At 64.8% G+C, this 23,627-nt stretch carries 23 protein-coding genes and 1 pseudogene; 10 read left to right on the top strand and 14 right to left on the bottom strand.

Features of this window, described 5'->3' with window-relative positions:
* The first annotated feature begins 41 nt into the window (after positions 1-41).
* Together C9E81_RS19890 and C9E81_RS19885 are read left to right on the top strand one after the other, a co-directional pair.
* Positions 42-1,067: a zinc-binding alcohol dehydrogenase family protein gene (locus C9E81_RS19890; protein WP_122114111.1), complete on the top strand. Its 1,026-nt coding sequence runs from the start codon at positions 42-44 to the stop codon at positions 1,065-1,067.
* Between the two features lie 68 nt (positions 1,068-1,135).
* Positions 1,136-1,582 carry a GlcG/HbpS family heme-binding protein gene (locus C9E81_RS19885; protein ID WP_122114110.1) on the top strand — a complete coding sequence of 149 codons (447 nt, stop codon included), beginning with the start codon at positions 1,136-1,138 and terminating at the stop codon, positions 1,580-1,582.
* 305 nt (positions 1,583-1,887) lie between these two features.
* Here C9E81_RS19885 and C9E81_RS19880 read toward each other — a convergent pair.
* The 5 genes and pseudogenes from C9E81_RS19880 to C9E81_RS19860 form a co-directional block, all read right to left on the bottom strand.
* Positions 1,888-2,133, bottom strand: a pseudogene (locus tag C9E81_RS19880) (IS110 family transposase); the annotation flags it as partial.
* Positions 2,134-2,288: 155 nt separating this feature from the next.
* Positions 2,289-3,401 carry an N-acetylglucosamine-6-phosphate deacetylase gene (locus C9E81_RS19875; RefSeq protein WP_122114109.1) on the bottom strand — a complete coding sequence of 371 codons (1,113 nt, stop codon included), beginning with the start codon at positions 3,399-3,401 and terminating at the stop codon, positions 2,289-2,291.
* On the bottom strand, positions 3,398-4,318 hold the full coding sequence (locus C9E81_RS19870; RefSeq protein ID WP_122114108.1) for an ROK family protein: 921 nt from the start codon (positions 4,316-4,318) through the stop codon (positions 3,398-3,400). Before C9E81_RS19870 ends, C9E81_RS19875 begins: the two co-directional genes overlap by 4 nt.
* A complete protein-coding gene (locus C9E81_RS19865) occupies positions 4,306-5,373 on the bottom strand; it encodes an AgaS family sugar isomerase (RefSeq protein WP_243698736.1) in 1,068 nt (355 codons plus the stop codon). The genes C9E81_RS19870 and C9E81_RS19865 overlap by 13 nt, the downstream gene beginning before the upstream one ends.
* The gene (locus C9E81_RS19860) at positions 5,373-6,266 is read right to left on the bottom strand and encodes a DeoR/GlpR family DNA-binding transcription regulator (RefSeq protein ID WP_243698735.1); all 894 of its coding nucleotides are present in this window, start codon (positions 6,264-6,266) and stop codon (positions 5,373-5,375) included. Before C9E81_RS19860 ends, C9E81_RS19865 begins: the two co-directional genes overlap by 1 nt.
* Positions 6,267-6,425: 159 nt before the next feature.
* Between C9E81_RS19860 and C9E81_RS19855 the strand changes: the two genes are divergently transcribed.
* The 7 genes from C9E81_RS19855 (at position 6,426) to C9E81_RS19825 (ending at position 13,228) form a co-directional block, all read left to right on the top strand.
* A complete protein-coding gene (locus C9E81_RS19855) occupies positions 6,426-7,184 on the top strand; it encodes a copper homeostasis protein CutC (protein WP_122114106.1) in 759 nt (252 codons plus the stop codon).
* Positions 7,181-8,338, top strand: a complete 1,158-nt coding sequence (locus tag C9E81_RS19850) for a Gfo/Idh/MocA family protein (protein WP_122114105.1) — start codon at positions 7,181-7,183, stop codon at positions 8,336-8,338. Before C9E81_RS19855 ends, C9E81_RS19850 begins: the two co-directional genes overlap by 4 nt.
* A complete protein-coding gene (locus C9E81_RS19845) occupies positions 8,335-9,216 on the top strand; it encodes a carbohydrate ABC transporter permease (RefSeq protein ID WP_122114104.1) in 882 nt (293 codons plus the stop codon). Before C9E81_RS19850 ends, C9E81_RS19845 begins: the two co-directional genes overlap by 4 nt.
* Complete coding sequence (locus C9E81_RS19840; RefSeq protein WP_122114103.1) at positions 9,213-10,055, top strand: carbohydrate ABC transporter permease; 843 nt, start codon at positions 9,213-9,215, stop codon at positions 10,053-10,055. The genes C9E81_RS19845 and C9E81_RS19840 overlap by 4 nt, the downstream gene beginning before the upstream one ends.
* 30 nt (positions 10,056-10,085) lie before the next feature.
* Positions 10,086-11,294, top strand: a complete 1,209-nt coding sequence (locus C9E81_RS19835; protein ID WP_122114102.1) for an extracellular solute-binding protein — start codon at positions 10,086-10,088, stop codon at positions 11,292-11,294.
* Between the two features lie 63 nt (positions 11,295-11,357).
* The gene (locus C9E81_RS19830; protein WP_122114101.1) at positions 11,358-12,482 is read left to right on the top strand and encodes an ABC transporter ATP-binding protein; all 1,125 of its coding nucleotides are present in this window, start codon (positions 11,358-11,360) and stop codon (positions 12,480-12,482) included.
* Positions 12,479-13,228 (top strand): glucosamine-6-phosphate deaminase, encoded by a 750-nt coding sequence (locus C9E81_RS19825; protein ID WP_243698734.1) that lies wholly within the window; start codon positions 12,479-12,481, stop codon positions 13,226-13,228. Before C9E81_RS19830 ends, C9E81_RS19825 begins: the two co-directional genes overlap by 4 nt.
* Positions 13,229-13,234: 6 nt before the next feature.
* Here C9E81_RS19825 and preA read toward each other — a convergent pair whose 3' ends face one another.
* From preA to C9E81_RS19780, 9 genes are all read right to left on the bottom strand, one after another.
* Positions 13,235-14,533 (bottom strand): NAD-dependent dihydropyrimidine dehydrogenase subunit PreA, encoded by a 1,299-nt coding sequence (preA, locus tag C9E81_RS19820; RefSeq protein ID WP_122114100.1) that lies wholly within the window; start codon positions 14,531-14,533, stop codon positions 13,235-13,237.
* A gap of 33 nt (positions 14,534-14,566) precedes the next feature.
* On the bottom strand, positions 14,567-15,922 hold the full coding sequence (locus C9E81_RS19815) for an NAD(P)-dependent oxidoreductase (protein ID WP_122114099.1): 1,356 nt from the start codon (positions 15,920-15,922) through the stop codon (positions 14,567-14,569).
* 176 nt (positions 15,923-16,098) lie between these two features.
* Positions 16,099-17,082, bottom strand: a complete 984-nt coding sequence (locus C9E81_RS19810; protein WP_122114098.1) for an ABC transporter substrate-binding protein — start codon at positions 17,080-17,082, stop codon at positions 16,099-16,101.
* Between the two features lie 24 nt (positions 17,083-17,106).
* Complete coding sequence (locus tag C9E81_RS19805) at positions 17,107-17,952, bottom strand: ABC transporter permease (protein WP_122114097.1); 846 nt, start codon at positions 17,950-17,952, stop codon at positions 17,107-17,109.
* Positions 17,949-18,812: an ABC transporter permease gene (locus C9E81_RS19800; protein ID WP_122114096.1), complete on the bottom strand. Its 864-nt coding sequence runs from the start codon at positions 18,810-18,812 to the stop codon at positions 17,949-17,951. Before C9E81_RS19800 ends, C9E81_RS19805 begins: the two co-directional genes overlap by 4 nt.
* Positions 18,809-19,048 (bottom strand): hypothetical protein, encoded by a 240-nt coding sequence (locus tag C9E81_RS19795; protein ID WP_122114095.1) that lies wholly within the window; start codon positions 19,046-19,048, stop codon positions 18,809-18,811. Before C9E81_RS19795 ends, C9E81_RS19800 begins: the two co-directional genes overlap by 4 nt.
* A gap of 11 nt (positions 19,049-19,059) precedes the next feature.
* Positions 19,060-19,842 (bottom strand): ABC transporter ATP-binding protein, encoded by a 783-nt coding sequence (locus C9E81_RS19790; RefSeq protein WP_425010673.1) that lies wholly within the window; start codon positions 19,840-19,842, stop codon positions 19,060-19,062.
* Position 19,843: 1 nt separating this feature from the next.
* The gene (gene hydA / locus C9E81_RS19785; RefSeq protein WP_122114094.1) at positions 19,844-21,295 is read right to left on the bottom strand and encodes a dihydropyrimidinase; all 1,452 of its coding nucleotides are present in this window, start codon (positions 21,293-21,295) and stop codon (positions 19,844-19,846) included.
* 67 nt (positions 21,296-21,362) lie between these two features.
* Positions 21,363-22,628 (bottom strand): Zn-dependent hydrolase, encoded by a 1,266-nt coding sequence (locus C9E81_RS19780; protein WP_122114093.1) that lies wholly within the window; start codon positions 22,626-22,628, stop codon positions 21,363-21,365.
* Between the two features lie 190 nt (positions 22,629-22,818).
* Between C9E81_RS19780 and C9E81_RS19775 the strand changes: the two genes are divergently transcribed.
* Complete coding sequence (locus tag C9E81_RS19775) at positions 22,819-23,463, top strand: TetR family transcriptional regulator C-terminal domain-containing protein (RefSeq protein WP_243698733.1); 645 nt, start codon at positions 22,819-22,821, stop codon at positions 23,461-23,463.
* The last annotated feature ends 164 nt before the right edge of the window (positions 23,464-23,627 follow it).

Below are 23,627 nucleotides of genomic sequence, written 5' to 3'. Positions count from 1 at the left end.
CTAAATATGTTTCCAGCAACTGCGATTAGGAGATATTTTTTATGAAAGCCGTTGGATATCAAACACCCGCCCCGATTACCGATGATGCTTCGCTCGTTGACATTGAACTGCCCAAGCCCGTGCCTGCCGGACATGACCTCCTGGTCGAGGTGAAGGCGGTTTCGGTGAATCCGGTCGACTACAAGGTCCGTCGCAGCAGCCCGCCGGAGGGCGCTGACTGGAAGGTGATAGGCTGGGATGCCGCCGGGGTCGTCAGCGCCGTCGGCCCGGACGCCATTCTCTTCCAGCCGGGGGATGAGGTCTTCTACGCGGGTTCGATCACTCGCCCGGGCACCAACGCCGAATTCCACCTTGTCGATGAGCGCATCGTCGGCCGCAAGCCGAAGGCGCTTGACTGGGCCGAAGCCGCCGCCTTGCCTCTGACGTCGATCACGGCCTGGGAAGCCTTCTTCGACCGGCTCGACGTGAACAAGCCGGTGCCTGGCGCGGCGCCGGCGATCCTCATTGTCGGCGGCGCCGGCGGCGTCGGGTCGGTCGCAGTCCAGATTGCCCGGCAACAAACTGACCTTACGGTGATCGCCACAGCGTCGCGCTCCGAGACACAGGAATGGGTGAAATCGCTGGGTGCGCATCATGTCATCGACCATTCCAGGCCGCTGGCGGCGGAAGTCGCCGCGCTGGAACTGGGTGCGCCGGCCTTCGTGTTCTCGACGACGCACACGGACAAGCACGTGACCGAAATCGCAGACCTCATCGCACCGCAGGGGCGGTTCTGCCTGATCGATGATCCCTCTGGCTTCGACATCATGCTGTTCAAGCGCAAGGCCGTGTCGATCCATCATGAACTGATGTTCACCCGGCCCATTTTCGGCACGCCGGACATGGCGGAGCAAGGCCGGCTTCTGAACAACGTTTCGCGCCTGGTCGACGAGGGTAAGCTGCGTACGACGCTCACCAGTCGTCTTTCGCCGATCAACGCCGCCAATCTGAAGCAGGCTCACGCCCTGGTGGAGAGCGGCACTGCCAGAGGCAAGGTGGTGATCGAGGGTTTCGGGCCGCAGGGCTGATCCTACGCTTCACATCCTTTCGAACGAATCCAGGAAAGTCGAACGACCCCTTCATCAAGGAGGCCCGCATGAGCGCTGCACCCGAATTCACGAAAACGGTTCCGACGGCCTCGATCAACCGTCAGGCCGCTGCCGCCCTGATCGAGGCTGCCCTGGCCGCGGCCCGAGACATCGGCATGGAAGCGGCGGTGGCAATCACCGATGCGACGGGCAATCTGCGCGCTTTCGAGCGAACGGACAATGCCCCGTTTCTGACGGTGGACGTCGCCATCGACAAGGCCTGGACCGCCTCGTCCTTCGGCTTGGCAACCCACGTCTGGAACGACTACGTGACCGGCGATCCGAAGGTTGCACCGCTTGCGCATCGACCGCGCATGGTGGCCGTCGGGGGTGGCTATCCCATCATCGAGGGCGGAAAGTTGATCGGGGGGATTGGGATCTCCGGTGGCAACTATCAGCAGGATCAGGATGTCGCTGTCGCCGCATTGCGCCAGCTGGGTTTTGAAGTGGCTTAGGACCCCCGCAGCCAAGAGCTCCGGCCACCTTCCACCAAGGTGGGTGGCCGGAGGCCTGCGGCGGACCGCAACGGTTCGCAATCACTCTCATCCGCAACTATCGCTTACGGCGGCTCGCGCCTGAAAGCGAGGGCCATCAGGAATTCCGAAATGATCAAGATAACACTCTCTGCCCCTGCACTTGGTTTGCCCGGCCTCGGCGTCACGACCGCCCCAGCAGCGGCGCAAACACCTGCGCCGACCTACAGGCAGCCGGACGCGGGTGAATACGCGCTCGTGGTGAGACTCACGGTGCTGCCGGAACAAGGCTTGACGTAGGCAGGGGGGATCAGCTGAACGTTGTGGCCGAGCTTCCCGATCTCGCTGCCCCAGAAATGTGCACCGCCGCATGCTTGCATCGCGACAACGCAAGCCGGTAACTGGCTGAAGAGCTCCAGCACTTGCGCTCGCCGCAGCTTCTTGCGCAACAGCGCGCGGCCCGATGCAACAGATCCATGCGCTTGAAACACATTCTTCGCCCGATCGGGCCCGACCGCGATAATCTTCGGCATGACCGTCCGCCTTTGTGGATCATCGCAACCCCCTTGGCGCAGAGATGCCACCTGCGGGCGGTCACATCATCGATGCCGAGCAAAAGCAATTCACCGCCGCCGGTTTGCTTCTGGGCATCTTCCATGGCGGAGGCTTGGTGAGCCCGGAACTCGTCCTATTGTCCGGTTCCGGGGATCCCGACCAGATCCAGCCTTTCGTCAAGCCCGATCAGATCGCTCATCGCCATGCCGGGAGCGATCTTCAGCGGGGCCAGCCCCATGGCCGCGCAGGGGATGTCGGTCGCCATCGCGATGGCGCGTTCGGGCGCGATGCCGGTCATCCTGACCAGCCGCCTGACGGAGGTAACCATGTCAACATGCGCCCCGGCAAGCGAACCCTCGCTGTTCACCAGGGCGCCGTTCCGCACATGGATATCCATGCCGTAAAGGTCGAAATGATCCGGCCCGCCGACCGTCGGCATGGCGTCTGACACGATGAAGCAGCGGTCAGGGCGCGGGCGCGCGCGCAATGTCAGCTCCAGCATCTCGGGGCTGACATGGATACCGTCGGTGATCAGCCCGCACCAGGCATCGGACAGGATCGCCGCCGCGATCATCCCCGGCTCGCGGGAGTTCATCTGCGGCATGGCGTTGTAAAGATGGGTGAACATGGAGACGCCGTTATCCATCGCCTCGCGCGCCTGTGCCGCCGTCGCCATGCTGTGCCCGGCCGACAGCACGACACCCATCGCCGCCGCCTCGCGCAGCAATGCCGGATCGGCGCGTTCGGGGGCCAGTGTCAGCAGAACCGGCACGCCGGCCCCGCGCAGCCGCCGCAGCACCGCCATGGTCCGCTGGTCCAGAGGACGGATAAAGCGCGCGTCATGCGTGCCGCGTTTTTCGGGCGAGATATGCGGGCCTTCAAGATGGATGCCGATGATACCGGGTTGTTCCATCGCGGCGATGACGGCATCCGCGGCGGCCTCCATGAGTTCCGGCGCATCGGTGATCAATGTCGGTAGGATCCGGGCGGTGCCCAGCCTGCGATGGGCGGCGGCGATGGCCTCGATCCCGGCGACGGTGGGATCGGCGTTCAGCAGGACGCCGCCGCCGCCATTCACCTGCAGATCGGTGCAACCCGGCATCAGCAGCGGCAGATGCACGTCGGGCGTATCCCTGCCAAGGGGGCGCAGGGCAGTTACCCGCTGCCCGTCGGTCTCGATGGCGAGGCCGGTTTCCAATATGCCTCCGGTCCAGATCCTGTCCGCCGCGATCAGCAATTCATTCATGCCCGGTATGCCTTTGCCATCAATGCCGCGCCGCGTGCGCCGGCGCTGTCGCCATGGACCGCCCGCCGGATCGCGGGCAGCCGTGAATTGCCAAGCCGCAGCCGGGACAGCGCGTCGGTCAGCCGCTGCGGCACATCGGGGATGTTCGACAGCCCACCGCCCAGCACGATGACTTCGGGATCCAGCAGCAATTGCGCGGTATAGACCATCTCGCCCGCCAGATCAGCCCAGATATCCATGACCCTCGCCGCGCCGGGATCGTCAGCGACCGAGGCGGCGACATGTTCGGGATCGGGATTGGCCAGCCCCGCCCATTCCGCCAGCCGCCGCAGCCCGGTGCCCGACACGTAGTTTTCAAGACAGGCCACCCGCCCGCATCCGCATTGCCAGATCGGCAGGTCATGGCGGGCGAGCGCGCGGGCGGGCATGCCGATATGGCCGATCTCGACCGCAAGTCCGGCATGGCGATGCGGTAGCCTGCCCCGTTCGACCAGCCCGCCGCCGACGCCGGTGCCGAGGATGATGCCCATGACCGACTCGGCCCCGTCCCCGGCACCGCCATGCGCCTCGGAATAGGCGAAGGCCATGCAGTCGTTGATCAGCGGCAGGTCGCGCCCGATCTCTGCCTCCAGCGCCTTGGCGATGCCGCGCCCCGATACCGGGATATTCGAAGCAGTGGCGATGCCCGTCTGCGGGTCGATCACCCCGGCGATCGAGATGGCGACGGGCAGGGTGGGGTCATCCGCCTGCTGTTCCAGCCAGCGGATCTGACCCGCCAGCGCGGCGATGAAATTGTCGAAACTGTCGCGGGGCGTGGGGATGCGGCGGGTCTCGACGGTCGCCATCGCCTCATCGAACAGCCGCGCCTCGATCTTGGTGCCGCCCAAATCGATCGCGCCGCAATTCATCGCTGCCATCCATACAGCTTCACGCCCGAAACCACCCGCGTCAGGTTCCGCCCGGCGAAAGGATCGTCCACCGGCAGGCCCAAAGCCTCGGACCAGCGATGCGCCAGCACCTGCGCGGGCAACACGTAAAGCACCGCATCCCCCGCCGTGCCGGTCAGGTCAAGCGCGATGTCGCAGCCCTCGCCGCCGATGGTGGTGACACTGATATCCGGGAATTGCCGGCGGATCTCGGCGGCAAGGTCCATGTCGTAGCGGGCGGTCTGCGGATCGGGATGGATCATCACGAAAACCGCCGTGGCACCATCGACCGCCGCCTTGGGACCGTGGCGAAAGCCCAACGTGCTGTCCCATTGCGTCAGCGTGCGCCCTGCCGTCAGCTCCAACACCTTGAGCGCCGATTCGCGCGCGATGCCGGTCAATTCGCCGGAACCGAGAAAGATCGCCCGTTCGGGCCGGGGGGCGTCCAGCGACCACAGGCCGGGCAGAACCGCAGCGGCCGCATCCGACAGGGCGGGCAGGGCTGCGCCCGCATCGAAACCCGCATCCAGGCAGGCCAGCGCGGTCAGATACATGGTCGTGAAACTGGAGGTCATCGCGAAACCCCGGTCATGGGTCGCCGGGGGCAGGATGATCGCCTGCGTCTCTCCGGGGCCGGGGCCCTGGCTTGTGGCAAGGGCGCTGTCGGGGTTGCAGGTGATGTTCAGCCGGTCCACACCGGGCATATGCGCGTCCAGCAGATCGATCAGCCCGACGGTTTCCGAGCTGTTGCCGCTGCGCCCGAATTGCACGGACAGGGCGGGGCCTGGGCGATTCGCACCAAGGCCGGGGCGGGCCACCAGATCGGTGGTGGCAAGCGGCAGCAAAAGGGGGCCTTCGCCGGTGATCTGCCGAGCCAGCGCCTCGCCGATATAGGCCGAGGTCCCGGCGCCCGACAGCCAGATCTCGCGCGGGGCACGCGCGGCGATCCATTCGCGGATCCCGGCGGCCCGGCTGGCCAGCGGTGCGGCCCAGTCCCGCCAGATACCGGGCTGGGCGTTGATTTCGTCAAAGGTGAAGCTGCTCATCATCGGTCCTTGTTGTCAGCGGCAGGATCGTCGGCGACGATCAGCCTGATCCCGGCGGCATCCAGCGCCGCACGGATTTGTTCGTCCGGGTTACGGTCGGTGACCAGGATGGCGATGCGCCGCAAGCCACAGATGCGGTGCAGGCGCGCGCCCCGGAATTTCGTATGGTCGGCCAGCACGATGACGCGCGAGGCGGCCTCGACCATGGCGCGGGTCACATGCGCCTCGTCCTCGGAATAGGTGGACAGCCCGCCATCCGGGTCGATGCTGTCCGCGCCCATCACGAAACTGCTGAAGTTCATGCCGCTCAGGCTGCTTTCCACCAGCCGCCCCGACAAGGAGCCGGTCGAGGCGCGAATCACCCCGCCGGTCAGCATCACCCGATGGCGCCCGCTGCGCAGCGCCTGTTGCGCCACCATCAGCCCCGAAGTCATCACCGACAGGGGCGGGACATCCTCTCGCGTGCCCAGCAATTCGGCCAGCACCTCGACCGTCGTGCCATTGTCGATCAGGATCGCGCTGTCCTCGGCCAGCAGGCCGATAGCGGCCTCGGCGATGCGCCGCTTGCCGGCGGGATTGGACAGGCGGCGGTCGGCGATCTGCGGATGCACCGATGCCGCCGCACCCTGCGATGCCAGCGCCAGCGCCAACTCGATCCGGAAATCCGCCAGCCCCGCGAAGCCCAGGCTTCGGCAAAAGCGGATCAGCGTGGGTTCCGATGTGCCCAGCTTCGCGCAGATCTCGCGCGAGGTCATGCGGATGAACTCCGCCGGATCCTCGGTCACGAAACCGGCGATGGCGCGCAGCTTGGCGGGCATGCTGTCCTGCGCGGCGGAAATCGCGGCCCAGAGGGCGGCGCCGCTGAGCGGTTTGTTGTCGCTTGCCATTTGCATCGGCGTTTCTTTCAGGTTTGCGCAAGCCCTATGGTTATGCGCCCAGAAATATTTGTCAAACTAAAATACATGCTGTTAAATATTAGTCAGACTGAAAAAACATCTTTACAAAAGGAATATTTTGGTGTTGCCTTGGCTCGTCTTAACACCCGAGGTGACATGCCCCAGGCATCCAAGACCCCCGTGCTGGAAGTTTGCGTCGATGATCCGCAGGGATTGTCGGCGGCGGTTTCCGGCGGTGCCGACCGGGTCGAGCTGTGCTCGGCCCTTGCGCTTGGCGGGCTGACGCCCTCGCCGGGGCTGATCGCGGCAGCGGCGGAACTCGCGGTGCCGGTCTTTGCCATGATCCGCCCACGCCCCGGCGGTTTCGTCTATTCACCCGAGGAACTGACGGTGGCCAAGGCGGATATCGCGGCGGTCCGGAATGCCGGGCTGGCGGGGATCGTGCTGGGCGTCACCCATCCGGACGGGCGGCTGGACCGCGAGGCGATCGGCGGGTTGCGGGATGCGGCAGGGGATCTGCCGATGGTGCTGCATCGTGCCTTTGATCTTTCCCCGGACCTGGACGAGGGGCTGGAGACCGCTATCGAGCTGGGCTTTTGCCGCATCCTGACCTCGGGCGGGGCGCCATCGGCAATCGAAGGCGCGGGCAATATCGCGCGGCTGGCGCAGCAGGCGCGGGGGCGGATCACGATCATGGCGGGCGGCGGCGTCGATGCGGGCAACGCGGCGGAATTGCTGCGGGCGGGGGCGGATGACCTGCACGGCTCCTGCAGCGATATCCGGGCCGATCAGGACATGGGCGGGCGGCTGCGGATCGCGTCGGAGCGGGCGCAGACCTCGGTTGCGAGGATCCGGGCGCTGCGCGCCGCGATGGAACGGGCCACGATAGAACAGACGGGGGAGAAAACATCGTGAAAGCGGGTATCATCGGGTTGGGCGCAAGGATCGCCTCGCTCCTGCCAAGGATGCGGGCGGCCTGCCCGGAATTCGAATTGCTGGCGGTGGCCGATCCCGGCCCCGGGCATCAGGACCGGCTGGCCGAGGCGGCACCCGCCCATGTCTATACCGATCCGGCCGGGATGCTGGCGGCGCATCGCTTTGACCTGCTGATGATCGGTTCGCCCAACTACCTGCATCTGGATCATCTGCGGCTGGCGCTGGCCTCTGACACGCCGCATATATTCGCCGAGAAACCGGTCGTGATCTCGCTGGACGAGACGCTGGAGCTTGCCCGGCTGCTCGCCGCCCATGACGGGGTGAGGCGTGTCGGGGTGGGCATGGTGCTGCGCTATTCGGCGCTTTATCGCGCGGTCAGGGCGGCGCAGGCCGAGGGCCATCTAGGCGAGATCATGTCCATCGAGGCCGCCGAGCATATCGGCCCCTATCACGGCAGCTTCTTCATGCGGGACTGGCGGCGCGACAGCGCCATGTCCGGCGGCTTCATGCTGGAGAAATGCTGCCACGACCTTGATCTTTACCAAGGTGTCGCGGGGGCGCGGGCGGCGCGCGTCGCCAGTTTCGGCGGGCGCAAGAAATACCTGCCCGAACGCCGCCCGGCATCCGCGCCCGCCTATCTGCAGGAAATGTCTCCGCGTTGGGGCGGGGCAGGGGATGCGTTTTCGGGCGAGGGCGACCTGATCGATTACCAGACCGCGCTGGTCGAATATGAGAACGGCGCGACGCTGGCCTTTCACACCAATATGAATGTCCCCGACGAGTTCCGCCGTTTCGCGGTGATCGGCACCGATGGCATGGCCGAGGGCGATTTCATCCGCAATTTCTTCAGGCTGACCCGCTCGGATGACGGCGCCGTGCTGCGGGACGATCCCGCCATCGGCACGGATGGCAACCAGAAGGGCCATTACGGCGCCGATCAGGCCATGGCCGAGGATCTCTGCGCCTATTACATGGGCCGCCTGCCCGCCTTGCCGCTGACCGTCACCGATGCGCTGGAGGCGGGTGTGACCGCGCTGGCCATGGACCGGGCGCGCAAGGAAGGCCGCATCGTCGATCTGACCGATTTCTGGACCCGCTTTGACGAGGCGCTTGCAGGGAGGGCCGCCGCATGAAGACAGGCCGCGATCCTTTTCCCTATCTGCTGCTGGTTCCGGCGGTTCTGCTGGTCGGGCTGATCGCCGCTTGGCCGATTATCGAGACCTTCAGGCTGTCCTTCACCGACGCCTCGATGCGGCCCACGCAGGAATATGTGGGGATGGAGAACTATACCAAGTTCTTCAACCGTGATTTCTGGCCGGTCATCACCCGCACGCTGGTCTGGACCACGCTGTCGGTCAGCCTCAAGCTGATCCTGGGCCTGTTGGGTGCGGTGCTGCTGAATGCCGCCGTGCCGGGGCGGGCGCTGTTCCGGGTGCTGATCATGCCGCCTTGGGTGGTACCCATCGCGGTGGGCTGCTTCATGTGGGCATGGCTGTATAACGGCCAGTTCGGGATGATTTCGGGGCTCGGGCAGCGGATCGGGCTGTTCAGCGGTCCCTTCGAGTTTCTGGCCTATAAACAGGCGGCCTTCATCGCGACCGTCGTCACCGATGTCTGGATCGGCACGCCGCTGGTCGCGCTCTACCTGCTGGCGGCGATGCAGACCGTGCCGGCCGATCTCTACGAGGCCGCATGGACCGACGGGGCCAGCCGCTTCTATCGTTTCCGCCGGATCACCCTGCCGCTCTTGATGCCGTCCATCGCCACCATGGCGCTCTTGTCGACGATCTGGACCTTCAACAGCTTCGACATCATCTGGATCCTGACCGAGGGCGGGCCGCGCGGTTCGACCACCACGATGATCATCGACACCTATCGCACCGCCATCTCGCGTTTCCGCTATGGCGAGGGCGCGGCGCGGGCGGTGATGATCCTGATCTGCCTGTCGGTGCTGTCGGCGATCTATCTGGCGATGCTGCTGCGGCTGACGAGGAAAGGACGCGCGAGATGATCAACCGCTACCGCTGGTGGGAATATCTGCTGATCTATGCCGGAATGGCGCTGTTCCTGGTCTTCATGCTGGCGCCTTTCGTCGAGGCTTTCATGGTCTCGCTGCGCCCCCTGAACGAGGTGTTCCGCGTTCCCTACCGCTTCATCGCCGAGGGAATGGGCTTCGGGAACTACGTGACCATCTGGACGGCGCAGCCGATGCTGCTGCGCTGGATCATGAACAGCTTCGGCATCGCGGTGGCAGTGACGATCCTGTCGATGTTCTGCTCGGTCCCTGCCGCCTATGCCTTCGCCCGGTTCGAGTTCAGGCTGCGCGGCAGCATCCTCGCCGTGTTCCTTGTCGTGTCGATGGTCGGGGCGGCGGTGCTGATCATCCCGCTTTACAAGCTGATGCTGGCGGCCGGATTGCTGAACAGCTATGCCGCGATGATCGTGCCGGGCGCGGCCTTTACCGTGCCTGTGGGGATCTTCCTGATGCGCAGCTATTTCATGCGCATTCCGGCCGAACTGGAAGAGGCCGCCTATGTCGATGGCGCCAGCAGGCTTTACACCATGCGCCGGGTAATCCTGCCACTGGCGGTGCCGGGAATGGTCGTCGTTGCCGTGACCACCTTCATCACCGCCTACGCGCAGCAATTCCTGTTCGCGCTGACCTTCAATTCCAGGAACGAGCTGAACCCGCTGCCGGTCGGCCTGTTCCAGTTCTTTGGCCATGAAACCGTCCGCTGGAACGAGATCATGGCCGCCAGCCTGGTCGGCGTGCTGCCGGTGCTGGTGCTTTACGTGTTCCTGCAAAGATTCATCGTCGCCGGGCTGACCGCCGGTGCGGTGAAGGAATGATGATCCAAGGTCCAATCAGGGAGTAAGCAAATGAAATTCCGTTCCATCATCCTCGCCTCGACCGCGCTGATGGCATTGCCGCTGGTGGCGCAGGCCGCGGAAGAGCTGCATATCGTCAATTGCGGTTCCGATACCGAGCCGCAGGCGCCGGTGCAGCAGAAGCATATCGACGAATGGGTGGCCGAGAACCCGGATTACACCGTCCGCGTCGAATACCTGCCGTGGGAGCAGTGCCAGGCCAAGACCCTGACGCTTGCCGCCGCCGGAACCCCGCCTGCCGCCGCCTATATGGGCTCGCGCGTGCTCAAGCAGCTATCCGCCAGCGACCAGATCGTGCCGATCGAACTTTCCGAAGAGGAACTGGCCAGCTACGAGCCCTCGGTGATCTCGACGGTGCAGATCGGCGGCGAGGTCTGGGGCCTGCCGCGCGCGTTCTCGACCAAGGGCCTGTTCTGGAACAAGGACCTGTTCGCCGAGGCCGGACTGGACATGCCCGAAGGCCCGCAGACCTTCGAGGAGATGCTGACCGCCGCCAAGGCGATCTCGGAAAAGACCGACGCGGCGGGTTTCGGTCTGCCCGCGGCCGATATGGACAATACCTTCCACGAATTCCTGAACTTCCTCTATTCCAATGGCGGGCAGGTCGTGGATGCCGATGGCAATGTGGTCTTCGACAGTCCGCAGAATGTCGAGACGCTGGCCTTCTACCAGGAACTGGCGAAATATTCGCAGGAAGGTCCCCTGGCCTATGAACGTGGCGGGCTGGAGCCGCTGTTCAAGGAAGGCCAGATCGCGATGTATACCTCTTACGCTGCTGGCCGGGGCAAGGCCGAGGGCGTGAATTTCGGCGTGTCGCTGATTCCGGCGGGACCGCAGGGCGAGCATTCGACCCTGCTGATCACCGACAGTCTCGTGGTGTTCAAGGGCACCGGGCTGGAGGAGCCGGCGCAGAAGCTGATCAAGTATCTGACCGCCCCGGAACGTCAGGCCGAGTTCGACAAGGAGGGCGGCTGGACGCCGATCCGCCTTGGCACCGATACCGATGCGCTGATCGCCGAGGATCCGACCTGGAAGCCCTTTATCGACGCGATCCCGACCGGAGGCCCGGAACCCCTGATGACCGATTTCGTCGGCATGCAGGATATCGCGATCGAGAATATCCAGGGCGTGGTCCTGGGGGAACTCGCCCCGGAAGAGGCCGCGACCCGGATCCAGGAAGATCTGAGCGCGCTGGACTGAGTTCCGCATAACCCATGGCCGGGGGCGCGACCCGCCCCCGCCTTACCCCTTCAGGAGATGCCGATGGGCGATTTGAAACTGAACGGAGTGACCAAGGATTTCGGCTCGGCCCGGGTGATCCATCCTACCGACCTGCATATCCGCGATGGCGATTTCACCGTCTTCGTCGGCCCCTCGGGCTGTGGCAAATCCACCATGCTGCGGATGATCGCGGGGCTTGAGGATATCAGCGAGGGCACGCTGGAGATCGACGGGCGCGTGGTCAACAAGCTGCCCCCGGCCAAGCGCGGCATCGCGATGGTATTCCAGTCCTATGCGCTTTATCCGCATATGACCGTGTTCGAGAATATCGCCTTTCCGCTGCGTGTGGAGCGGCTGCCGCAGGCCGAGGTCGATGCCCGGGTGAACCGCGCCGCCGAGGTGCTGAAACTGACCGAGCGGCTTGGCCATCGCCCCGGCGAGCTGTCCGGCGGCCAGCGCCAGCGCGTCGCCATCGGGCGGGCCATCGTGCGCGAGCCCTCGGTCTTCCTGTTCGACGAGCCGCTGTCCAATCTTGACGCCGCCCTGCGCGGCGAGATGCGGGTGGAATTGTCGCGGCTGCATGGGCAGCTTGGAAACACGATGATCTATGTCACCCATGACCAGGTCGAGGCGATGACCATGGCCGACCGGATCGTGGTGCTGAATGGCGGCCATGTCGAGCAATCCGGCACGCCGCTGGAGCTGTTCCACCGACCCGCGAACCGTTTCGTCGCGGGCTTCATCGGCAATCCGAACATGAATTTCCTGTCCGCCCGGATCGAGGCGGTCGAGGCCGACGGTATCACCGTGCAGATCGAAAGCGGCCCGCGCGTGACTGTGCCGGTCGATCCGGACGGGGCATCAGTGGGCGATCAGGTCACATTGGGGATTCGCCCCGACGACCTGCACCCCGCCGACGAGGGGCTGTCCTGCCGTGTCGATGTGGTGGAGCGCTTGGGCAGCAGTTCTGTCGTCTATGTGTTCGCGCCGGGCGGGTTGCCGCTCTGCATGGTGACGGATGGCACCGCCCGCTGCGCCCCGGGAGAGGAAATCCTGCTGGGTTTCGATCCCGCCGATGCCCATCTGTTCGCGGCGGATGGCAAGGCATTCACCCGCCGGCAGGTGCCGGTCGATCTGGCGGCCATATCATTGAAGCGGACAGCATGACCGTAAGCCGTTCCCTGACCCTGAAACAGATGCCCGATGCCGAGACCGCCGCCGCCGCGGTCGCGAGGCAGATTGCCGAGACGGTCGCGGCCAGACCCGATGCCATTCTGGGGCTGGCCACCGGCGGCACGATGGAGCCGGTCTATGCGCATCTGGTCCGCGCCCACTGCGAGGGGCTGAGCTTTGCCCATGTGCGCACGGTCAATCTTGATGAATATGTCGGCCTGCCGCCCGATCACCCGAATTCCTATCACAGCTACATGGCGCGGCATTTCCTTGACCATGTGGACATCCCGCGCGAGCACAGCCTTATCCCGCGCGGCGACCGGGAACCCGAGGCCGCCGCAAGGGAATACGCGGCGCTGCTGGAGCGGTTGGGGCCGGTCGATCTGCAGCTTCTGGGGGTGGGTCACAATGGTCATATCGCCTTCAACGAACCGGGCACGCCTGTCGACGCGCCGACCCGCGCAGTCCGGCTCAGCCCGGAAACGAGGCGGGCCAACCTGCGCTTCTTCGCCGGGGGCGAAACGGTTCCGGCCGAGGCGGTGACGATGGGAACGGCACAGATCATGTCGGCGCGCAGCCTGCTGGCATTGGCGGTCGGAGACGCCAAGGCCAGGGCCCTTGCCACGGCGCTGGACGGGGTCATCGGCCCGGATTGCCCGGCCAGCTACCTGCGCCTGCATCCCGCCTGCACGATCATTGCCGATCGGGCGGCATGTTCCGATTTATACCCGCAGGGCTGAGGCGCATCACTCCGCCGCCTTCGCCATCGGGTTGTTGGGATGCGTGGTCCAGTTGGCGTAATCGCCGCGCTTGATGCCGGTGCGCCGGTCCAGCTCTCCGGGGGCGAGTTCGCGCATGGTGATGCAATCCTCGACCGGGCAGACATCAAGGCACAGGTTGCAGGCGACGCATTCTTCCTCGATCACCTCAAAGACGCGGCCCGGCTTCATCGCGATGGCCTGGTGGCTGGTATCCTCGCAAGCGGCATAGCAGCGCCCGCATTTGATACAGGCCTCCTGATCGATCACCGCCTTGGTGACATAATTCAGGTTCAGGTATTGCCAGTCGGTCACATTGGGCACCGCCCGCCCGACCAGGTCCGACAAGGCCATATCGTGGCTGTCGAGATAGTCGCGCAGGCCCGAGATCATCTCTTGCACGACCTTGAACCCATAGGTCATCGCCGCAGTGCAGACCTGCACGTTCCCGGCACCAAGCGCCATGAACTCGGCGGCGTCGCGCCAGGTCGTCACCCCGCCGATACCGCTGATCGGCAGACCGTGGGTCTCAGAATTGCGGGCGATCTCGGCCACCATGTTCAGCGCGATGGGCTTGACCGCCGGGCCGCAATAGCCGCCATGCGCGCCCTTGCCGTCGATGGTCGGCTGCGGCGCGAACAGGTCCAGATCGACCGAGGTGATCGAGTTGATCGTGTTGATCAGGCTGACCGCGTCGGCGCCGCCACGTTTCGCGGCCTCGGCGGGCTTGCGGATATCGGCGATATTGGGCGTCAGCTTCACGATGCAGGGCATGCGCGAATATTGCTTGACCCAACGCGTGACCATCTCGATATATTCCGGCACCTGGCCGACGGCGCTGCCCATGCCGCGCTCACTCATGCCATGGGGGCAGCCGAAATTGAGTTCCACCCCGTCGGCGCCGGTATCCTCGATCTGCTTGAGGATATCGCGCCAGGATTCCTCGTCGCATGGCACCATCAGGCTGATGACCAGCGCCCGGTCGGGATAGTCGCGCTTGACCTGCTTGATCTCGCGCAGGTTCACCTCCAGCGGGCGGTCGGTGATCAGCTCGATATTGTTGATGCCCAGAACCCGCCGGTCGGGGCCATGCACCACGCCATAGCGGGGGCCGTTGACATTGACGACCGGCGGCCCCTCGGAGCCGAGGGTTTTCCAGACCACGCCGCCCCAACCGGCCTGGAAGGCGCGGCGGACATTATATTCCTTGTCGGTCGGCGGGGCAGAGGCCAGCCAGAACGGGTTGGGAGATTTGATTCCGATGAAGTCACTGCGCAGATCGGCCATGTCTCAGCCTCCTTGTCAAAGCGCGAAATTGGGTCAGCCGGGGATCTCGGCGGGGCGGCCGGTCAGGCGGGCGTCGATATCCTCGGCGGCATCGCGACCCTCGGCCACCGCCGTCACCGTCAGGTCGTCGCCGCCCGAGGCGCAGTCGCCCCCCGCCCAGACATCGGGCAGCCCGGTGCGGCCCGGACCGGTGACGGCGATCTTGCCGCCCTTCAGCGCCAGGCCGTCCGGAGCGTCCTGCAACTGCTGGCCGATGGCGCGAAAGACCTGGTCGGCCTTCAGCCGGAACCGATCCCCGGTCATGGTCAGGCCGTCGGGTCCGTCCTGCGTATAGCAGAACTCGATCTCGGCCACCGTGCCATTGCCGTGAATGGCGACCGGGGCGGCATTGCAGATGATCCGCACGCCGGAAGAGGTGGCGTGATCCTGCTCGTGCCGGCTGGCGCCCATGCGCTCGGGCCCGCGGCGGTAGACCATGGTGACATTCTCGGCCCCCAGCAGCTTCGACTGCACTGCCGCATCCACGGCGGTCATGCCGCCGCCGATCACCACCACGTCGCGGCCGACGGGCAGGGCGGTCAGGTCGCTGGCCTGCCGCAATTCGCGGATGAAGGAGATCGCGTCGGTGACATGCTCGCGATCCTCGCCTTCGGCCCGCAGCGCGTTCACGCCGCCAAGCCCCATGCCCAGGAACACCGCGTCATATTCCCCGCGCAGCCCGTCCAGAGTGATCTGCTGGCCAAGACGCTGGCCATGCCGCAGCTCGATCCCGCCGATGCCCATCAGCCATTCGATCTCGGCCTGCGCGAAGCCGTCCACGGACTTGTAACTGGCGATCCCGTATTCGTTCAGCCCGCCCGGTTTCTCACGCGCCTCGAAGATGACGACATCATGGCCCTTGGCGGCCAGCCTGTGCGCCGCCGCCAGCCCTGCCGGGCCCGCGCCGACCACGGCAATCCGCTTGCCCGTGGGCGCGGCGCGGCGGAAGGGATGGCCCTGCTGCGCCATCAGCCCATCGGTGGCAAAACGCTGCAATGCGCCGATCTCGACCGGCTGGCCCTCGGCATCCATGCGCACGCATGCGCCTTCGCACAGGTTTTCGGTCGGGCAGACGCGGGCGCACATGCCGCCCAGGATATTTGCGTGCAGGATCGTCATCGCCGCCGCATCCGGCGTGCCGGTGGCGATCTGGCGGATGAACAGCGGAATGTCGATCGAGGTCGGGCAGGCCGTGACGCAGGGCGCGTCATGGCAGAAATAGCAACGATCAGCGGCGACGCGCGCCTCGTGATCGTCCAGCGGAGGGGCGATATCGGCGAAATTCGCCGCAAGTTCTTCCTTGCTGAGGCGGCCGGGCACGACACCCGGCGACAGTCTGGCTTGGGACATTTTCGTCTCCTGGCTCACCTGTTGGATATGATCAGGCTGGCATAGGTCAGAAATTTTATCAAATGGTAAAATAAACCCGTGGCCGAATTGCACAAATTCAAGGCAGTCCGGGCCGCCTTATCCGAATCGGCGGCCCTTCTTCATGCAAATATCCCCGGGCATCGCGAAACGCCCGCCTACTCTGCCAGTGCCTTGTCGGTGATGGCATGGCTCCATGCGCCCTCGGGTTCCTTGGAGATCACCGGATCGGAGCCGCCCGCCAGCAATATATCGACCGTGCGCTGGTAATCGGCCTCGTCCAGCGCGCCGTTCGACCCGGCGGTCAGCTTGGCGATCTCGGTCATCATGCGGGTCTGGTGCTCGATGGTCTGGGCACCGGTCTCGTCGTTTTCCAGCACGATCTCGGCGGCTTCCTCGGGGTTCTCCTCGGCATATTTCCAGCCCTTCATGCTGGCGCGGACGAATTTCTCCAGATCGGCGACCTTGGCCTCGTCCTCCAGCGTGCTTTCCAGCACATAAAGCCCGTCCTCCAGCGTGGCGACCCCCTGATCCTCGTATTTGAATGTCACCAGGTCCTCGGGCGCGATGCCGGCATCGATCACCTGCCAATATTCGTTATAGGTCATGGTGCTGATGCAGGCCGCCTGTTTCTGCAGCAGCGGATCGACATTGAAGCCCTGCTTCAGCACGGTGACGCCATCCGTGCCGCCCTCGGTCGACAGGCCGAGCGTGTGCATCCAGCTCAGGAACGGGTATTCGTTGCCCGCGAACCAGACGCCCAGGGTCTTGCCCGCGAAATCGGTCTTGGGATCGGTGATGCCGCTTTCCTTCAGGCAGGTCAGCATCATTCCCGAGGATTTGAAGGGCTGGGCGATATTGACCAGCGGCAGCCCCTTTTCGCGGGCGGCGAGCGCGGCGGGCATCCATTCGACGATCACATCCGCGCCGCCACCTGCCAGCACCTGCGTCGGCGCGATATCCGGCCCGCCCGCCTTGATCGTGACGTCAAGCCCTTCTTCCTCGTAGAAGCCCTTGTCCTTGGCGACGTAATAGCCGCCGAACTGCGCCTGCGTGACCCATTTCAGTTGCAGGGTCAGCTCCTGCGCATCGGCCGCGCCCGCGAATGCGAGGGCGGCACAGCCAAGCATCAGTCTTTTCATCTTCACTCTCCTGTTGGGGGGCGTTCAGCCCCGTTGACCGCGCTGCGACGGGTGCCAGAACGTCACCTTCTTTTCGATCAGCGCCACGATACCATAGAACAGGGAACCGGCGATTGCCGCCACGAGGATCTCGGCCCAGACCAGCGGCAGGTCCAGCCGCCCCACCGCGGTCGAGATGCGGAACCCCATGCCCTTTGTCGGGCTGCCGAAGAATTCCGCGACGATGGCCCCGATCAGCGCCAGCGTGGTGGTGATCTTGAGCCCGTTGAACAGGAAGGGCATGGCGGCGGGCAGGCGCAGTTTCCACAGCGATTGTCCGTAAGGCGCGGCCCATGTCGCCATCAGGTCGCGCTGCATCCGGTCGGTGGCGGCGAGCCCCGCGACCATGTTCACGAGGATCGGGAAGAACACCATCACCACGACGACCGCCGCCTTGGATTGCCAGTCAAAGCCGAACCACATCACCAAGATCGGGGCGATGCCGACAATGGGCAGGGCGGCGACGAAATTGCCGATCGGTAGCAGCCCGCGTTGAAGGAATGGGCTGCGGTCGATGGCGATGGCGGTCAGGATCGCCGCCGCGCCACCCAACAGCCAGCCGGTCAGCGCACCCTTGACGATGGTCTGGACGAAATCGCCCCAGAGGATCGCGGTGTTCGCCGCGAAGCTGGCCGCGATCTGTGTCGGCGGGGGCAGGATGACCGGCGGGATCGCGTATATCCGCACGATCATCTCCCACAGCACCACGATGGTCAGGCCGAATATCAGCGCGACAAGGAACCTTGTCGCGCGGGTGCCGAACCGCGCCAGCCAAATGTTGAGGCCCCATGCCCCCAGCCATACCGCCAGAATGGACAGCGCCCCGGTCATCGCGCCAGCCCCATGCGCCGCAGCGTGACGGCCTCGATCCGCCCCACCGCGATGACCAGCCCTGCCGCCAGCGCTGCCGCTGCGAACAACGCCGCCCAGATCTGCACGGTCTGGCCGTAATAGCTGCCCGAAAGCAGCCTTGCGCCCAAGCCCGCGCTTGCTCCGGCGGGCAGTTCGCCCACGATAGTGCCGACCAAAGCGGCGGCGATGCCGACCTTCAGGCTGGCGAACAGATAGGGCAGGGACGAGGGCAGCCGCAGCCGCCAGAACATCTGCGGGCGAGAGGCGCTCCATGACCGCATCAGGTCAAGCTGCATCCTGTCGGGCGTGCGCAGCCCCTTGACCATGCCGACCAGCACCGGGAAAAAGGACAGCCATGCCGCGATGACCGCCTTGGGCAAGAGCCCGGTGATCCCGGCGCTGGCAAAGACCACGATCACCATCGGCGCGATGGCCAGGATCGGCACGGTCTGGCTGGCCACCGCCCAGGGCATGACCGACTGGTCCATCGCCCGGTCATGCACGATCCCCACCGCCAGCAGGATCCCGGCAAGACTGCCGATGGCGAACCCCGTCAGGGTGGCCGAGAGCGTGATCCAGCCATGCCAGACAAGGCTGCGTTTCGAGGTGATCTTCTGCCCCGCGATCCCCTCCCATAACCCGGCCGCGACCTGATGCGGGGCGGGCAGAACCGGGCGCTCCAGCGTCAGGGTCTGTATCACCAGATCCCCCGCTGAAAGCCGGGTCTCGGCCCGCGCCGCCTGATCACGCGCCCATGTCGAGTTCATGCCGATGGCCGCGACATACCAGATCGCGACAATCGCCAGAAGCACGGTCAGGATGGGCAACAGGTTTCTCATTTAGTTAGAGCCCACTCTCCACCTTTGCCCTGCTTTGTTAGTTTTCCTGCTCTTTGTAGATTTTGGCCATCCCAACGCATTTGATACTGCCACTTGTAAAAATAATCACCAGAAGCACGTAGCTCTGTTTCGTGGTTGATCCAAATATGCTTGCAAATATCAACGATTGAGCCAGAGCCTCCATTTGCTTGAAGTGCCTCAACTATCCAATCTTGCATTTCATCTTTTGCGTTCATTATTTTCTTCCTTATATATCATCGCCATGCCCCTCGCGCAGCCCTTCGCGCACCTCATGCGCCAGCGCGATGAATTCCGGCGTGTCGCGGATATCCAGCGGGCGCTCGGCGGGCAGGGGGCTGTCGATGATCCGGGTGATCCGCCCCGGCCGCGGAGACATCACCACGATCCTCGTGGACAGGTAGACCGCCTCGGGAATGGAATGGGTGACGAAGCCGATGGTCTTGCCGGTCTTGCGCCACAATTCCAGCAGAGCCTCGTTCAGCCGGTCGCGCACGATCTCGTCCAGCGCGCCGAAGGGCTCGTCCATCAGCAGGATATCGGCGTCGAAGGCCAGCGCCCGGGCGATGCTGGCCCGCTGCTGCATCCCGCCCGAAAGCTGCCACGGGAACTTGCCCCCGAAACCCTCCAGGTCGACCAGTTCCAGCACCCGGCGCACGCGTTCCGCCCGATCCGCCTTGCCAAAGCCCATGATCTCCAGCGGCAGCGAGATATTCCCGGCGATCGTCCGCCACGGATACAGTCCCGGCGCCTGGAACACATAGCCATAGGCGCGGGCGCGCCGGGCCTCGTCCGGGCTCATCCCGTTCACGGTCAGCGCGCCGCCAGTCGGGCTTTCCAGTGCGGCGATGGTGCGCAGGAAGGTTGTCTTGCCGCAGCCCGAGGGGCCGATGAAGCTGACGAATTCACCCGCCCCGATGCTCAGATCGACATCCTTCAAGGCATGGACCGGCCCGTCTGCGGTCTGGAATGTCAGGCTTACGGCATTGGCCTCGATCACCGGCTGGCCCAAGTTACACCCCGCTTGCCGGAATGCCCGAACGTTCGACCGGTCTTGGCGCGGTCAGTTCCTTCCACTTGCTCAGCGCCCGGTTGACCTGTCCGCGAGGCTCGCGGGCCACGAATTCCCCGTGCCCCTCGCGGCTGTCCAGCGCGCCCTCGCGGACCGCCACCACTCCGCGCGTCAGCGTATAGCGCGGCAGGCCCTTGACCTTCTGGCCTTCGAACACGTTGTAATCGATGGCGGATTGCTGGCTGCCCGCGCTGATGGTCTTTTCGGCCTCCGGGTCCCAGACCACCAGATCGGCATCCGCACCGACCAGCACCGCACCCTTGCGCGGATAGAGGTTCAGGATCTTGGCGATATTGGTCGAGGTCACGGCCACGAATTCGTTCGGCGTCAGCCGCCCGGTCCCGACCCCATGCGTCCACAGCATCGGCATCCGGTCCTCCAGCCCGCCGGTGCCGTTCGGGATCTTGGTGAAATCGCCGACCCCGTAACGCTTCTGCTCTGTGGTAAAGGCGCAATGATCGGTCGCCACCACCGACAGGCTGCCCGATTGCAGCCCGGCCCAGAGACTGTCCTGATGCAGCTTGTTGCGGAAGGGCGGAGACATCACCCGCCGCGCGGCATGATCCCAATCGGGGTTGAAATACTCGCTCTCGTCCAGCGTCAGGTGCTGGATCAGCGGCTCTCCCCAGACCCGCTTGCCCTGCTGTTTCGCGCGCCGGATCGCCTCGTGGCTGTCCTCGCAGCTCACATGCACGACATAAAGCGGCACCCCGGCCATATCGGCCACCATGATCGCCCGGTTCGTCGCCTCGCCCTCGACCTGCGGCGGGCGGGAATAGGCATGCGCCTCGGGGCCCGTATTCCCTTCGGCCAGCAGGCGGGCCGACAGTTCGGCCACCACGTCGCCATTCTCGGCATGCACGAGCGCGATCCCGCCCAGGTCACCGACCCGGCGGAAACTGGCGAAGAGCTCGTCGTCATTCACCATCAGCGCGCCCTTGTAGGCCATGAAATGCTTGAAAGAGGTGATGCCGCGCTTCACCACCGCCTCCATCTCGTCAAAGACCTGCTCTCCCCACCAGGTGACGGCCATGTGATAGCTGTAGTCGCAATGCGCCCGCCCGGACTTGTTGTCCCACATCTTCAGCGCATCCAGCAGCCCCTGACCAGGGGAGGGCAGGGCGAAATCCACCACCATCGTGGTCCCGCCGGCCAGCGCCGCGCGGGTTCCGCTTTCGAAATCGTCGGCGGAATAGGTGCCCATGAAGGGCATCTCCAGATGCGTATGCGGATCGATCCCGCCCGGCATGACAAGGCAGCCGGTGGCGTCCAGCACCTCGTCGCCCGTCAAGCCCTCGCCGATCGCCGCGATCCTGCCGCCCTCGATCAGCACATCCGCCTTGTAGCTGAGATCCGCCGTCACGACGGTTCCGTTCCGAATGACCGTGCTCATCGCGTGAACCCTTCTTCTTTGTGCAAATACCTTGGGGTCCGGGGCAAAGCCCCGGCCTCCGCGCGCGTCAGCGCGCAATCTCCGCCGCCTCGAGCACCGCGTGCAGCAGCACATCGGCCCCGGCCGAGGCCCATTCGGGGCTGATCTCTTCGGCCTCGTTATGGCTCAGCCCGTCCACGCAGGGACACATGATCATCACCGTCGGCGCCACCCGGTTGATCCAGCAGGCGTCATGCCCGGCGCCCGAGACGATATCCATATGGCTGTAGCCGAGGCGATCGGCCGCGTCGCGCAGCATCCCGGCCAGCCCGGGATCGAATGTCACCGGATCGAAATGCCCGACCGGCTCGATCTCGATCCCCAGTCCCAACTCGTTCGCGATCTCCGGTGCCTCGGCCTCCAGCCGCGCGCGCATCGCGTTCAGCTTGTCCAGGTCGGGGGAGCGGAAATCGACGGTGAAAACCGCGCGTCCGGGGATCACGTTGCGTGAATTGGGCCAGACATTGGCCTGGCCGACCGCGCCCACGGCATTGGGCTGGTGGTCCATGGCGATGCGATGCACCGCCTCGATGATCCGGGCCATGCCCAAGCCTGCATTCACCCGCATCTTCATCGGGGTGGAGCCGGTATGCGCGTCCTTGCCGGTCAGCGTCACCTGCAGCCACCACAGGCCCTGCCCATGCGTGACCACACCGATCTGCGTGTTCTCGGCCTCCAGTATCGGGCCCTGTTCGATATGGTATTCGAACATCGCGTGGATCCTGCGCTCGCCCGGAACCTCTTCGCCGCGCCAGCCGATCCGGTCCAGCTCATCGCCGAAGCGCTTGCCCTCGGCATCCTCGCGGCTATTGGCGTAATCCTCGTCATGCATCCCGGCGAACACGCCCGAGGCCAGCATGGCTGGCGCGAAACGGGTGCCCTCCTCGTTGGTCCAGTTGACCACCACGATGGGGCGGCGGGTCGAGATGCCCATGTCGCGGATCGAGCGGATCACCTCCAGCCCCGACAGCACGCCCAGCACACCGTCATATTTTCCGCCTGTGGGCTGCGTGTCCAGATGACTGCCGATATAGACCGGATCCAGTTCCGGCTCGGTTCCCTCGTGGCGCATGAACATGTTGCCCATCCGGTCGACGCCCATCGACATCCCGGCCTCTTCGCACCAGCGCTGGAACAGGCGGCGGCCCTCGGCATCGGCATCGGTCAGGGTCTGGCGGTTATTGCCGCCCGCCACACCGGGGCCGATCCTGGCCATCTCCATCAGGCTGTCCCACAGCCGGTCGCCATCGATCTTCATGTTCGCGGCTGGAACAGCCCCGTTCGGCTCCGCCATGTGTTTTCCTTCCTGTCTGATCGCCCCGTCTTGCCGCGGGGTCGAATGGATGGGTCTGGCCCCTCCGGGCATTGCGCGCGGGGAGTGTTGCCAATTATTGACCAAAGAGTCAGGATCAGGCTAGCACGGGGCCTTGCACAGTCAAGCGCCGTTATTGCCATCTTGGCGTTGCAGGATTTCCTGCCCAATAATGAGACAGAACAACGAAGGGCAGGCAATGGGCGAGCAGGATGACAGCGGGTTGACCAGAATTCAGCGCCGGAACCGGGAACTGATCCTTGAAGGTGCGCTGACGGTATTTTCCAATAGCGGCTTTCGCGGCGCGACGATCGACCAGATCGCGGGCGAGGCGGGTCTGTCCAAGCCCAACGTGCTGTATTATTTCGCCTCCAAGGATGAAATTCACAAGACCCTGCTGACCACGCTGCTGGATATGTGGCTGGCGCCCCTGAGCAATATCGATCCAGAAGGGGAACCCTTGCAGGAGGTGTTGGACTATGTCGCGGCAAAACTGCGCATGTCCCGGCAATACCCGCGCGAGAGTCGGCTTTTCGCCTATGAGATCCTGCGCGGCGCGCCCCATCTGACCGAGATCCTGGGCGGGCGGCTGCGCGGGACGGTCGAGGATGCGGTGGCGATCCTGCAAGACTGGATGCAGTCGGGGCGGCTGCGGAATGTCGAGCCGCATCACCTGATTTTCTCGATCTGGGCGATGACGCAGCATTATGCCGATTTCGAGGTTCAGGTCCGCGCCGTACTCGGCAAGGGACATGACCCGTTCAGCGAGGCGCAGGAATTTCTGGACGATCTGTATCGCCGGCTTCTCTCGCCCTGATATCCGCTGCGCCGGTCGGCATCGCCGCCGCTGTTGCCGGAACCGTGATTGCCATGCCCTGCGTCTTCACCTTGCGGTGACTGCCATCGGGTCATCAGCGTCAATTTGCCGAGCGGAATCGGCAAAGACATGCCTGTTCCGGCCTTTATCCGCCGATCTTCGGA

This window comes from Paracoccus alkanivorans (assembly GCF_003697785.1).
GTDB classification, from domain to species: domain Bacteria; phylum Pseudomonadota; class Alphaproteobacteria; order Rhodobacterales; family Rhodobacteraceae; genus Paracoccus; species Paracoccus alkanivorans.
The sequence above is the reverse complement of the archived record's forward strand: the minus strand, read 5'-3'. Positions and strand labels throughout refer to the sequence as shown.